Source organism: Mannheimia cairinae, assembly GCF_028649535.1.
Lineage (GTDB): Bacteria > Pseudomonadota > Gammaproteobacteria > Enterobacterales > Pasteurellaceae > Mannheimia > Mannheimia cairinae.
This window is the reverse complement of record NZ_JAQSJE010000003.1, coordinates 25,926-39,445: the sequence shown is the minus strand read 5'-3', so window position 1 is coordinate 39,445 and position 13,520 is coordinate 25,926. Positions and strand designations below refer to the sequence as shown.

Annotated in this window: 12 protein-coding genes and 1 riboswitch; of the genes, 2 read left to right on the top strand and 10 right to left on the bottom strand. The window is 37.6% G+C overall.

The window, feature by feature from the left end; translation table 11 throughout:
* Positions 1-20 precede the first annotated feature (20 nt).
* Positions 21-1,529, top strand: coding sequence for an apolipoprotein N-acyltransferase (lnt, locus tag PTQ27_RS03835; RefSeq protein ID WP_273748004.1), 1,509 nt, complete (start codon positions 21-23; stop codon positions 1,527-1,529).
* A 62-nt stretch (positions 1,530-1,591) separates the two neighbouring features.
* On the opposite strand, the gene ribH is transcribed toward lnt, so the two are convergent.
* From ribH to ribD, 4 genes are all read right to left on the bottom strand, one after another.
* Positions 1,592-2,053 carry a 6,7-dimethyl-8-ribityllumazine synthase gene (gene ribH, locus PTQ27_RS03830; protein ID WP_273748005.1) on the bottom strand — a complete coding sequence of 154 codons (462 nt, stop codon included), beginning with the start codon at positions 2,051-2,053 and terminating at the stop codon, positions 1,592-1,594.
* 181 nt (positions 2,054-2,234) lie between these two features.
* On the bottom strand, positions 2,235-3,434 hold the full coding sequence (locus tag PTQ27_RS03825) for a bifunctional 3,4-dihydroxy-2-butanone-4-phosphate synthase/GTP cyclohydrolase II (protein ID WP_273748006.1): 1,200 nt from the start codon (positions 3,432-3,434) through the stop codon (positions 2,235-2,237).
* Positions 3,435-3,450: 16 nt separating this feature from the next.
* Positions 3,451-4,098: a riboflavin synthase gene (locus PTQ27_RS03820; RefSeq protein ID WP_273748007.1), complete on the bottom strand. Its 648-nt coding sequence runs from the start codon at positions 4,096-4,098 to the stop codon at positions 3,451-3,453.
* 85 nt (positions 4,099-4,183) lie between these two features.
* A complete protein-coding gene (ribD, locus tag PTQ27_RS03815; RefSeq protein ID WP_273748008.1) occupies positions 4,184-5,284 on the bottom strand; it encodes a bifunctional diaminohydroxyphosphoribosylaminopyrimidine deaminase/5-amino-6-(5-phosphoribosylamino)uracil reductase RibD in 1,101 nt (366 codons plus the stop codon).
* 179 nt (positions 5,285-5,463) lie between these two features.
* Positions 5,464-5,589, bottom strand: a riboswitch (FMN riboswitch).
* 209 nt (positions 5,590-5,798) lie between these two features.
* Between ribD and lon the strand changes: the two genes are divergently transcribed.
* Complete coding sequence (gene lon, locus PTQ27_RS03810; protein ID WP_273748009.1) at positions 5,799-8,204, top strand: endopeptidase La; 2,406 nt, start codon at positions 5,799-5,801, stop codon at positions 8,202-8,204.
* Positions 8,205-8,275: 71 nt separating this feature from the next.
* On the opposite strand, the gene upp is transcribed toward lon, so the two are convergent.
* From upp to rpoE, 6 genes are all read right to left on the bottom strand, one after another.
* Positions 8,276-8,905, bottom strand: a complete 630-nt coding sequence (gene upp / locus PTQ27_RS03805) for a uracil phosphoribosyltransferase (protein WP_273748010.1) — start codon at positions 8,903-8,905, stop codon at positions 8,276-8,278.
* A 14-nt stretch (positions 8,906-8,919) separates the two neighbouring features.
* Positions 8,920-10,614 carry a long-chain-fatty-acid--CoA ligase FadD gene (gene fadD / locus PTQ27_RS03800; protein ID WP_273748011.1) on the bottom strand — a complete coding sequence of 565 codons (1,695 nt, stop codon included), beginning with the start codon at positions 10,612-10,614 and terminating at the stop codon, positions 8,920-8,922.
* A 9-nt stretch (positions 10,615-10,623) separates the two neighbouring features.
* Entirely contained in the window at positions 10,624-11,055 is a 432-nt protein-coding gene (locus PTQ27_RS03795; protein ID WP_273748012.1) for a SoxR reducing system RseC family protein, read from the bottom strand.
* A complete protein-coding gene (locus PTQ27_RS03790; protein ID WP_273748013.1) occupies positions 11,052-12,011 on the bottom strand; it encodes a MucB/RseB C-terminal domain-containing protein in 960 nt (319 codons plus the stop codon). Before PTQ27_RS03790 ends, PTQ27_RS03795 begins: the two co-directional genes overlap by 4 nt.
* A gap of 183 nt (positions 12,012-12,194) precedes the next feature.
* Complete coding sequence (locus tag PTQ27_RS03785) at positions 12,195-12,824, bottom strand: sigma-E factor negative regulatory protein (protein ID WP_273748014.1); 630 nt, start codon at positions 12,822-12,824, stop codon at positions 12,195-12,197.
* 50 nt (positions 12,825-12,874) lie between these two features.
* Positions 12,875-13,447, bottom strand: a complete 573-nt coding sequence (gene rpoE / locus PTQ27_RS03780; RefSeq protein WP_273748015.1) for an RNA polymerase sigma factor RpoE — start codon at positions 13,445-13,447, stop codon at positions 12,875-12,877.
* Positions 13,448-13,520 lie beyond the last annotated feature (73 nt).

Sequence of the window (13,520 nt, the reverse complement as noted above, 5' to 3'; positions counted from 1 at the left end):
ATTATTATTTAGTACAATCTATGAATTTTGTAAAAAATCCACCAATTCTGACCGCTTGTTTATTCGCATTATTACTTGGTGCAATAGGCACTTTTGCTTATTCTCCTTTTGATATTTGGCTTATCGCCTTTATTTCTGCCGCAGGTTTAATTTGGGCTGCAACTCTTAAACATAGAAAAGCTGCATTATGGGCAACATTTTCTTGGTCTATTGGCTATTTTTGTGCAGGTGTTAGCTGGGTTTCTGTTAGTATGACGCAATTTGGCGGTGTGCCGACTGTTGTGAGCTATTTAGCTGTTTTTATACTGGCTTGCTACCTTGCAATTTATAATCTGCTATTTAGCTTACTTTCAGCTAAATTTAAACTCAATTCCCCCTTTGCACTAGCGGCTATTTTTACCTTAACGGAGTATCTACGTGGTGTGTTCTTTACTGGCTTTCCGTGGCTACAATTCGGATATAGTTTAATTGACAGTCCTTTTGCCTATATCGCACCTATCTTTGGAGTAGAAGGTTTAACGTTTTTAGTCATTGTGGCTAGCGGTTACTTAGTGAATTTACTGAAACAAGAAGGTCAGATTGTTCCTTCCCTTGCCATACTAGCGGTTATTTTTTCTATAAGTTTTGCAACTCGCTTTATTTCATTTGTGCAAATTGATGAAGAAAAACAACCGCTTATCGTAAGTCTTATACAAGGCAATATTGAACAAAAAATGAAGTGGGATCCACAACATTTTAACCATAGCGTCCAAACCTATGAAAAATTAGTCGTGCCACTATTAGGTAAAAGTGAGTTAATTATTCTGCCAGAATCGGCTATTCCTGATATGGAAAATAATATTACCCCTATTCTTTCTGCCTTAGACCAAGCTGCTCGCCAAAGTGACAGCGAGGTAATTATCGGCACGCTTTACCAAAGCTTACAAGGCGAATTATTTAATAGTGCGGTATTACTTGGGGAAACTGAAAAAGCTTATTCTATCAGCTCTAATAGTCGTTATAACAAACATCACTTAGTCCCATTTGGCGAATATGTGCCTTTTGGCTCGGTGTTAGATTGGATGCGAGAAGTCTTTATTCTGCCGATTAATCTCTCACAAGGCAGTTTTATTCAAAACCCAATTTTTAGCCGAAATAACCGTCTTAATATGGCAATCTGTTATGAAATAATTTTTGGCACGCAAGTCCAGCAAAATCAAAAAGCTCAAAATTCAGACTATTTATTAACCATTACCAATGACGCTTGGTTTGGTTCTTCTATCGGCCCTTGGCAACATTTCCAAATGGCAAGAATGAGAGCATTAGAGCTTGGCAAACCGCTTTTACGTGCGGCAAACACAGGAATTACAGCGATTGTTGAAGCCAACGGTAAAGTAGCACACCAACTGCCTCAATTTACGGCAGATGTATTAACGGCAACGGTTCAACCAACTAAAGGCGATACGCCGTTTAAACAATTTGGGAGCTGGCTAATTTATGGGTTAAGTTTCTTATGTTTTGCCCTTGGACTTGCTTTTAAACGAAAATAAAAAAATCCCCTTAGCATTGAATATCTAAGGGGATTTCTTCGTTTTTACTTACTTAAGTTGGCTTATAATGCTTTTAATAGATTAGCCATTTCAATCGCTACCATCGCACACTCTTCACCTTTGTTACCAGCTTTAGTGCCTGAGCGTTCAATCGCTTGTTCTAAGTTTTCTACAGTTAAAATGCCGTTGATAATCGGCACACCGGTTTCTAAAGCAGAAGAACTGATGCCTTTTGCCGATTCATTTACCACAACATCATAGTGGCTTGTTGCCCCACGGATTACCGCACCTAAGCAGATAATGGCATCATAACGACCGCTTTGTGCCATTTTTTTAGCTGCAATCGAAATTTCCAATGCACCGGGTACCCAAACAGTATCGATATTCTGTTCTTCAACACCGTGGCGTAATAATTTATCGGTTGCCCCGTTAAGTAATTGTTCGATAAAGATTTTGTGCCAGTTAGTTGCCACAATACCGAATTTTAAACCGGTTGCGATGTAATTACCTTGAAATGTTGCCATTTTGTGTTCCTTATAAATAAATTGCGTGATATAAAACTATTATCTTTTTCTTCCCCCTATGGGGGAAATATCTTGCATAGCAAGGGGTTGGGGAATTTACAGATTTCTGCAAAATAGACCGTTTTCCCCCTTCGGTTTCGCTATGCTCAACCACTTCCCCCAAAGGGGGCAGAAAATATCATTAAAAATTAAACATATGTCGCATTTTGTGCTGCTTAACTTTTAAATAATCTAAATCATGTTCGTTTGGTTCAACCATAATCGGCTCACGCTCAACGACGTTAATTCCTTGGGCAACCAAACCTTCGATTTTTGCCGGATTATTGGTTAATAAACGGATTGATTTTACCCCAAGTTTTTCAAAGATTTGTGCCGCAATATAATATTCACGTTCATCATCTTTAAAACCTAAAGCAAGATTCGCCTCAACAGTGTCCATTCCTTGATCTTGCAGTGCATAGGCTTTTAATTTATTGATAAGCCCAATACCTCGTCCTTCTTGGCGTAGGTAAAGTACTACACCTCTGCCCTCAGATTCTACTTGGTTCATTGCTGCTGCAAATTGCTGGCCACAATCGCAACGCTGAGAACCAAAGGCATCACCGGTTAAACATTCTGAATGGATACGGCATAATACGTTTTCGCCATCGCCGATATCCCCTTTCACTAAGGCTACGTGTTCCTTGCCCGAAATTGTTTCAACAAAACTATGAGCCTTAAATTCGCCGAATTTTGTCGGCATTTTTACCACAGAAACTGCGTCCACTAAGCTGTCGTGCTTTCTGCGGTATTCTTGTAATTGTTGAATAGTGATAAACGGCATATTGTGTTTTTGAGCAAACGCTTGAAGCTCTGGCATCTGCATCATCGTGCCATCATTTGCCATAATTTCACAACATAATCCTGCTGCTTTTAAGCCAGCAAGGCGAGCTAAATCTACCGTCGCTTCGGTATGCCCATTGCGAACTAATACTCCTCCCTCTTTCGCAATCAGGGGGAATACGTGTCCCGGACGGCGAAAATCGTCTGGTTTAGCATTATCATCTACCATTTTCTGACAAGTTAAAGCACGCTCAAAAGCAGAAATGCCGGTGCCGGTTTCGATATAATCAACCGATACGGTAAATGCGGTTTCGTGATTGTCTTGATTTACCTCAACCATTGGGTGAAAATGTAATTTCTTGGCAATTTCCATTGAGATTGGGGTGCAAATCAAGCCTTTGCCATAAGTTGCCATAAAGTTAATATTTTCAGGGGTGGCAAATTCGGCAGCACAGATAAAATCACCTTCATTTTCACGATCTGCATCATCGCTGACTAAAATAATTTTCCCTTCTGCAATCGCTTTAATTGCTTCTTCCACAGTTGAAAATTTAAACATCTTTAATCCTTCCTAATTAAAATCCTGCATTTTTTAGAAAATCCGCTGTAATCTTACTTGCTGGATTTTCAGCTTCTTTTTTTAATAAAAACTGTTCAATATATTTGCCAACAATATCGTTTTCTAAATTCACAATACTGCCAACGTTTTTCGAGCCTAAATTCGTTTCTTTAATCGTATGTGGAATAATGGATACTCTGAAAGAATCCACTGTTGTATCGACCACCGTTAAACTAATACCATCAATGGTAATCGAGCCTTTTTCAATAATATAACGCATTAGTTTTTCTGAAGTTTTAATTCGATACCAAACGCTATTATCTGCCGGAGTAATTTCTGCAACGGTTCCTGTTCCGTCAATATGCCCCGACACAATATGCCCGCCAAAGCGTCCGTTTGCCGCCATTGCTCGCTCTAAATTCACAGGGCTGTTAATGCTCAATTCGCCTAATGAAGTGCGTTTGAGTGTTTCAGACATTACATCAGCGGTAAATTGTTCTGCGGTAAATGAGGTAACGGTTAAACAAACTCCATTAACGGCAATGCTATCGCCTAAATGTACATCAGAAAGCACTTTTTTAGCTTTAATAGTAATTACTGCAAACTCGCCTTTTTTATTTATTTGAGCGATATTGCCAACTTCTTCAATAATACCTGTGAACATTCTATTTTCTCCATTGTGCCTTTATGTGTACAACCATCGCCCCTTGTAGGAGAGAGTGTTAATTGATTTTTAATACTAAATTACCCTATCCCTTGCAGGAGGTTTGAACGACATAATCCAATAAAATATCTTCGCCGATTAACTCTGTTGATTTTAATTTTAATTTAACCGCTTGCGATAATTCCCCAATCCCCTCGCCACCAATTGGTGTTTTTGCGGTTTTACCACCCACTAATTTAGGGGCGATATAGCAATGAACACGGTTTACACAACCAGCTTGTAAAGCACTGAAATTAAGGCTTGCTCCGCCTTCAATTAATAAACTGTCTATTTGCATTTCGCCTAGCTTTTGCAAAAATTCAGGTAAATTTACCCGCTTGTTTAAAGCTGAAGTAACGATGATCTCAACACCAAACTGCTGATAAGCTTGGTGGGCGGAACTATCATTGTTTAAGGTAGCAATAATAGTTCGGTATTGCTTTGCCGTTTGGACTAATTGGCTATCAAGCGGTGTGCGTAACTGACTATCACACACAATGCGTACCGGCTGTTTGGCATTCGGCATTCGGCTGTTAAGCATCGGGTTATCTGCAAGTACCGTTTCCACACCCACCATAATGGCACTATATTGGTGGCGGGTTTGCTGGACTTTGGCTCGGGCTAACTCGCCGGTAATCCATTTCGATTCCCCTGTATGAGTAGCAATTTTGCCATCTGCCGTCATCGCATATTTCAGTAATACATAAGGGCGTTTGGTTTGAATGTAATGAAAGAAAATCGGGTTTAATTCATCACATTCTGCTCGCATAAAATCTTCAATGACTTCTACACCTGCGGCTTTGAGCTGTTTTGCTCCTTTGCCAGAAACCAAAGGGTTTGGATCACGTGATCCGATAAACACCTTTTTAATGCCTCGCTCAATCAATAAATCAGAACAAGGCGGTGTTCGCCCTTGGTGGCAACAAGGCTCAAGTGTTACGTATGCGATAGCCCCTGTTAAATCTTGTTCAGAGCGTAAAATCGCATTACGCTCTGCGTGCCACTGACCATATTTTTCGTGATAGCCTTCTGCCACTATTTTGCCGTTTTTGACAATCACACAACCGACAAGCGGGTTAGGATTCGTCCAGCCTCTAGCTTTTTTGGCAAGTTCGATGGCATAAGCCATATATTGAGCATCTGTCATTTGAATTCAGTTACATTGAGGGCAAGATGAAAAGATTATTTCAAATACAAGCAGTTGTTTTTGCGAAAAATTTTGCAAAAACATTGATTGATTTAAAATAATAAAGCCTTGAAATCTGACGATCTCAAGGCTTGTAAAAAAGACATAAAAAACGACCGCTTGCACGGTAGTTTTTATTTTTGACTCTTCTTCCATCCAGACTATACTGTCGGTACCGGAGTTTCACCGGTTCCTGCCAAACCTTTTTCGTTTCGCTCGCGGACTTTACCGCCGATCGGGAATTTCACCCTGCCCTGAAGATTAAAATTTGTTGAGAATTCTGCTCGCATTCGCATTTAATGTCAAGTCAGAATTTGACTAATATACTCAGTTTTTAGCAATTGAATAAATCGATATAAACTTATCTTTTTAATGTTAGAGTTTTTTTAATTTAAATCAAATTTTCCCTTGTTTTTCACAAATTCGACCTCATAATGAGTAAATTAGATTTTATATACACAAAGAGAGCAAATTTATGGCACCAAGAAAAAAGAAAGCCCTTGAATTACCATTACTTCCTTTACGAGATGTTGTGGTATTTCCCTATATGGTTATGCCTTTATTTGTAGGACGTGAAAAGTCAATTCAAGCCCTACGCTCGGCAATGGATTCTAACAAACAATTATTTTTAGTTACTCAGCAAGATCCAAATAAAGAAGAGCCAAATTCAACAGATATGTACGATGTTGGCGTAATCGCTAACATTATTCAGATGCTAAACCTACCAGATGGCACAGTTAAAGTATTAGTTGAAGGTCAGCAACGTGCAAAAATTGAAAATATTACTGATGGTGAAAATGGTTTCTGGGCAGTAGTTCAGCCTTTAATTTCAGAATATGATGAAGAAAATGAAGAGTTAAAAACCATTGCGAATACGACCTTAAACGAATTTGAAAATTACGTTAAAAATAATAAGAAAATTCCTGCTGAAATTATTCCTAAGTTGCAAAAAATCACCCTTGAAGATCGTTTAGCAGATACTATTGCTTCAAATTTAATTGCACCAGTGAAGAAAAAACAGGAACTGTTAGAAATTCCAAATCTAATTGCCCGTTTTGAAGCTTTATTAATCGCCATGGCAACAGAAATGGATACGCTTGAAACCGAAACCCGTATTCGTAATCGTGTTAAGCAGCAAATGGAAAAAAACCAACGTGATTACTATTTGAATGAGCAAATTAAAGCGATTCAAAAAGAGTTAGGTAATGGTGATGATCCTGAGCAAAGTGAATTAGATAAGCTAAAAGAAAAAATTGATGCGGCTAAACTGCCAACCGAAGTAAAAGAAAAGTTAGATACTGAATTTAGAAAGCTAAAAGCAATGCCTTCAAGCTCATCGGAAGCAACGGTAGTGCGTGGCTATATCGACTGGATTTTACAAATGCCTTGGCATAAAAAATCGGCGGTGAAAAAAGATTTAGTCAAAGCACAAGAAGTATTAGATAAAGATCACTACGGGCTTGAGCGTGTAAAAGAGCGTATTGTGGAATATCTTGCTGTACAAAGCCGTTTAAACAAATTAAAAGGCCCAATTCTTTGCTTAGTAGGCCCGCCAGGGGTGGGTAAAACATCATTAGGGCAATCTATTGCTAATGCGACAGGTCGTAAATATGTGCGTATGGCATTAGGTGGTGTGCGTGATGAAGCGGAAATTCGTGGGCATCGTCGTACTTACATCGGTTCAATGCCGGGTCAGCTAATGATGAAAATGGCAAAAGTCGGTGTACGTAACCCACTATTCTTATTAGATGAAATCGATAAAATGGCTCAAGATATGCGTGGCGACCCTGCTTCTGCTTTACTTGAAGTACTAGATCCAGAGCAAAATAAAGCCTTTAACGATCACTATTTAGAAGTGGATTACGATTTATCAGACGTGATGTTTGTTGCGACTTCAAACTCAATGAATATTCCGCCAGCATTGTTAGATCGTATGGAAGTAATTCGTCTTTCAGGTTATACCGAAGATGAAAAAATGCATATCGCACGTGACCATTTACTTGCTAAACAGCAAGAAAACAATGGGTTAAAAGCAGGAGAATTAACCGTTGAAGATAGTGCAATTTTAAGCATTATCCGTTACTACACCCGTGAAGCTGGGGTTCGTGGTCTTGAGCGTGAAATTGCTAAAATCTGTCGTAAATCAGTAAAAGCCTTAGTATTAGATAAAAAATTAAAATCTATCACGGTTTCTGAAAGTAATATTCAAGATTATCTTGGTGTGAAACGCTTTGATTACGGCAAAATGGACAGCCAAAATCGTATCGGCGAAGTGACTGGTCTTGCGTGGACACAAGTTGGTGGCGATTTATTAACTATTGAAACAACGTCTGTTGCTGGTAAAGGGAAATTCTCTTACACAGGCTCATTAGGCGATGTAATGAAAGAGTCTATTCAAGCCGCTATGATGGTTGTTCGTGCAAGAGCAGATAAATTAGGTATTGCTGAAGACTTCTACGAAAAACGTGATATTCACGTACACGTGCCAGATGGTGCAACACCAAAAGATGGTCCTAGTGCAGGTATTGCAATGTGTACTGCGTTAATTTCAAGCCTAACCGGCAACCCAGTACGTAAAGAAGTAGCAATGACAGGTGAAATCAGCCTGCGTGGTAAAGTGCTTCCAATCGGTGGTTTAAAAGAGAAATTATTAGCGGCACACCGTGGTGGTATTACAACGGTTATTATTCCGAAAGAGAATGAAAAAGACTTGGAGGAAATTCCGGAAAATGCCAAAGCAGCATTGCAGATTCACGCAGTTGAAACCATTGATGAAGTGCTAGCAATCGCATTAGAAAACCCACCAATGGGTATTGAAGTGATGCCAGCTAAAGCTGAGATTAAAGTGAAAAAATCCCGCTCAAAAGCGGTAGTACAATAATAATCTAACAAATAAGGTGCGATCTAACTCGCACCTTATTTTTATCTATTTGTGATTTATGGGAGACTATATTATTTAGTACCAAAAATTTTATCACCCGCATCACCTAAACCAGGAATAATATACCCTTTATCGTTTAAGTGGCTATCAATAGAGGCTGTGTAAAGCTCAATATCAGGGTGAGCCTCTTCTAATACTTTTACCCCTTCTGGTGCAGCCACTAATACTAATACTTTAATATGTTTACAGCCGGCTTCTTTTAATAGATCGATAGTTGCAACCATTGAACCGCCTGTTGCTAACATAGGGTCTGTAATAATAGCTAAACGCTCATCAACATCATTCGCTAATTTTTTAAAATATGGAACAGGTTGTAATGTTTCTTCATCACGATAGATACCAACCACGCTAATACGTGCACTTGGAATATGCTCTAATACACCGTCCATCATACCAAGACCCGCTCGTAAAATTGGCACTACTGTTACTTTTTTACCTTTAATACGTTCAACGGCAATCTTATCTCCACTCCAACCATTAATTTCAACGGTTTCCATTTCAAGATCTTTTGTTGCTTCATAAGTAAGTAAACTACCAATCTCATTTGCTAATTCACGAAAATCTTTTGTGCTGATGTCCGCTTCACGCATCAAACCAAGTTTATGTTTTACAAGCGGGTGTTTTACTTCAACAATTTTCATTTTCAGGTCCTCATTTAAGATTTATTTATTGTTTTTGCTTTAGCTAATTCTTCATCTTTTAACACTCGACGAAGGATTTTACCGACATTACTTTTCGGCAGCTCATCACGGAATTCAATATCTTTTGGAATTTTATAGCCGGTTAAAAACTGGCGGCAATAAGTACGTAATTCATCTCGAGTTAAGCTTTCATCTTTTTTCGTAACAAAAATCTTAATACTTTCACCCGAAGCTTGGCTTGGAATACCAATTGCGACAACTTCATTTACTTTTGGATTTTGCGAGATAACTTCTTCGATCTCGTTTGGATACACATTAAAACCTGAAACGATAATCATATCTTTTTTGCGATCAACAATGCGTAAATTAAGATCTTCGCCCATTACGACAATATCGCCTGTTGCCATCCAACCATCTTGTAAAACTTCTGCCGTATCTTCAGGACGATTCCAATACCCCTTCATTACTTGTGGGCCTTTAACGACAAGTTCTCCTCGCTCACCCAAAGGTACTTCATTGCCTTGTTCATCTACAATTTTAATATCTGTATTTGGCACTGGAACACCGATTGAGCCTGAATATTCAACAGAATCGCTACGAGTTGCAGCAATAAGTGGAGAACATTCCGTCATTCCATAACCTTCTATGATATGACTGCCCGTTAGCTCGTGCCAGCGTTTGGCAACACTAGATTGAATGGCGGCACCGCCACCAACACTTAATTTAAGAGCAGAGAAATCAACTTCTTTTAAGCTTTCGTTATTGAGTAGGGCATTAAATAGCGTATTTACACCGGTAAAGGCGATCACAGGGTATTTTTTAAACTCTTTAATTAACGACGGAATATCTCGTGGATTGGTAATCAGTAATCCTGTTAATCCAAGCTCAATAAAAAGTAGGCAGTTTACCGAAAGAGCAAAAACGTGATAAAGCGGTAATGGAATCATTGCAATGCGACCTTTTGCGTCTTTGATTAGAGGCTCTGCAACCCATTTTGCCTGCATAACATTAGCAATTAAACTGCTATGCGTAAGCATTGCACCTTTGGCAACTCCTGTTGTCCCCCCCGTATATTGTAAAAAGGCAAGATCATCTTTAATGATATTAGGTCTTACATATTGTCTTTGCTTACCAATGCTTAATGCTTCTCTAAAACTTACCGCATTAGGTAACTTATATTTTGGCACCAATTTCTTAATATATTTAACGACAAAATTCACTAAAGTACGCTTACCAAATGAAAGCTGATCGCCCATTCTTGTAAGTATTACGTGCTTAATCTGAGTGTCAAATACAACTTTTTCTAAGGTTGCTGCAAAATTTGAAACAATAACAATGGCTTTTGCACCGCTATCATTTAGCTGATGTTCTAATTCACGTGGAGTATAAAGTGGATTAACATTAACAACCACTAAACCTGCACGTAATGCACCAAATAATGCAATCGGATATTGCAATAAGTTTGGCATCATTAATGCAATTCTATCCCCTTTTTGTAAACGTAATTCATTTTGCAAATATGCGGCAAACGAACGGCTACGTTCTTCTAATTTACGAAATGTCAAAATTTGCCCCATATTGATATAGGCTGGCATATCTGGATGCCGTTGAATAGCCAACTCAAACATCTCAACTAAAGATTCATATTGATCCGTTTTTATTGTTTCTGGGGAATGAGGGGGATAATTATTAAACCATATTTTTTCCATTATAGTCTCCTAAACCTTGCCTAAAAAAATAGGCGAAAAATTTGATTGTTGGCTATTTTTATCTATCAATTTTTTTACAGCCCAAAATGTAATACTTATCGAAATTAACATAGCTAATACTACAATTAATTCATTTGCAAAAAGTTGAGAAAATCCGACCGCTGCTAGAATTAAAACAAGTAATGGAATAGCATAAATTAAAAAAACACTCTTTAATAATGTATTCTCAGGTAAGCCTATTTGAATAACCTCACCAGCTTGAAGAGGCTCAGTGACAGAAAGTTGAAAACGAGGAGCTCTTTTTTCGCCAGCTAATGCAGATAATGCTTTGCTCCCACAACTCGATTCTGCAGCACAACCGCCACAGCTACTTTTTGCATAGCATTGTACCAAAGCCACTCCATTCTTATACTCAAGAACCGTAGCTTGTTCAATCATCATTGGGCTGGTTCCTCTAAAAATTGAATATTCCTTAAAATTCGTTGTGCACTTTCAAGTGGGATTTCGCCAATAACCACAATATCTTTATCATTAATTGTTTGATTTAAAATAGTAAGCTTTCCTTGTTGCCAAGCATATTCATTAAAGGTTATCCCTTGGCTAGGCATCATATAAATATTGAATGTCGATAATCCATCACTATATAAACGACTATCAATATTTTCATTTTCAAGAGCATATTGTTTACCACTCATCGTTTGATCTTCAATTAAATGAAAACCTAATGGCAACCAATTTACGTCCCATTTATAAGAAGATTTAATATTTTCTTTTTCGACTGCAGTAATAGGGGGCAATATCAATGAATTAATAGTAGAAGCTATCATTTCTAATTCACTGCTTTGATATAGATGTAACACCCTAAACTCTTCTAAAACAACATTTTGTTTATCTACTAATTGGCTTTTAAGTAATAAATTGGTTTTATCATCAATCCAAAGCGTATAAGCATAACGAAATTTATCATTGGGGACTAAACGGATTACTCGAGCATTACGATCAGAAATTCTATCTTTCCCAGAATCTAAAAAAACATAACCCGTTAATGTACTATAATCAGTATAGAGGACGTTAGGTAAGTTATCTAAAATATGTGAGCTATTTAAACTGAAGGGCCTAAAATTCAGACCTAAGTAACTTACCGTATTATCATTAAGGATAATCTCTTCTCGGCTATGATCTAAATTTAATAATTGAGAATACGCTTTATTTTCCATAAACGTATGTCGTAAACGAAAAGATTCTACTCGGCCATTTTGTTGTAGAATATAAAGTAACTCATAACTTGATTTTTTATGGGCTTCTACCATATTAGTTAAATACGATAAAGCTGTTCTCGTGCCAGTTTCTGCCCAAGTTAAAGTAGGTTGAACAAAAATAAAAATGCACAGAAACAAATATTTTCTTATATACGCTAGCATACTTATTCCTTAATCAAATTACGCTTTCTCATTCTATCAAAAAAAACGTTTAATTTCGCTATTTGTTAGCTATTTCTTATTTTTTCGCTACATTTACATACAAAAAAACCACGTAATTCATTTTTGATTACGTGGTTTTAAGTTCTTTATATCAATAAATTATTTTTGCGAATTAGTTCTACTTTCTATTGTAGATGAAGTTTTTGATTTTTCTTTCTCTGCATCACTTAAGGTAACATCTTTCACATTATTTGTACGACGTTGCAATTCGTGATTTTCTAACAAGGCATTAATTTTGCGTTGTTGAAGTTCTAATTGCTCTGCTGTTGGTTGAGCGTGAGCTGGTGCATTATAGCTAACTGCTTCAATCGAGTTACTAAACGGTAAAGTCTGTAATACAGGTTGAACTTGTGCAACTTCATCATCAGAATTAAATGTATTTACACCTAAAACTGCAATTAAACAAACAGATGCTGCAATCCCTGCCTGCATAATTGGCGTACCCCAACGTTTCAATTTAAGCACCAATCCTTTTTTAGGTTGCTCTTTTTGAACTGGAGAGAGTGATTCAATCTCTTCATTTTCTAGTAACGCTTCCATTTTTGCAGAAAAATCATTACCTAAAATAATCTCATCACCTTGCATCACACTACGAATAGTATGATAGTCTGCCCATTTTTGCTTTAATTCTGGGCTATTTAATAATGTTTCTACAAAGTCTGTATCAACATTTTGCCCATCCATATAAGCTGAAAGGCTTTCATTCTGTTGAGTAATGCGTTGTTGCATAATCGGCTCCAATGATTTCTACATTTCTATCTTAAAATTTTGATCTTTAATTACTGCATAAGCGGTTTAACTTTTGCATCTATCGCTTCTCTAGCTCGAAAAATCCGTGAACGCACGGTTCCAACAGGGCACCCCATTGCTTCGGCTATTTCTTCATAACTTAATCCTTCTAATTCTCTTAATTGAATAGCAGTTTTAAGTTCATCAGGTAAATTTTCAATGGTATCGAACACCACTCGTCTTAGCTCTTCAGATAACACCAAATTTTCTGGTGTATCACTTTCACGAAGTTGTGTGCCAACATCATAACTTTCAGCATCTTCTGCCAAAATATCTTCTTTAGGCGGTCTTCTGCCTAAAGAGGTTAAATGATTCTTTGCAGTATTAACTGCAATTCGATAAAGCCACGTATAAAAAGCACTTTCTCCACGGAAAGATTCTAAAGAACGATAGGCTTTAATAAAAGATTCTTGCACAATGTCTGGAATATCATCTCTACTTACATAGCGGGTCAATAACCCTGCCACTCTATTTTGATAACGTACAACAAGTAAATTAAATGCTTTTTTATCACCTTTTTGTGCTTTTTCGACTAATTCTTGGTCGGTGATCTGTTCGCTCAACTGCGGACTCTCCTAAATATAAATATGTCATTTTCCATTGCACACTCTCTTAGTGTGTGCTTTCTTCTTAAAG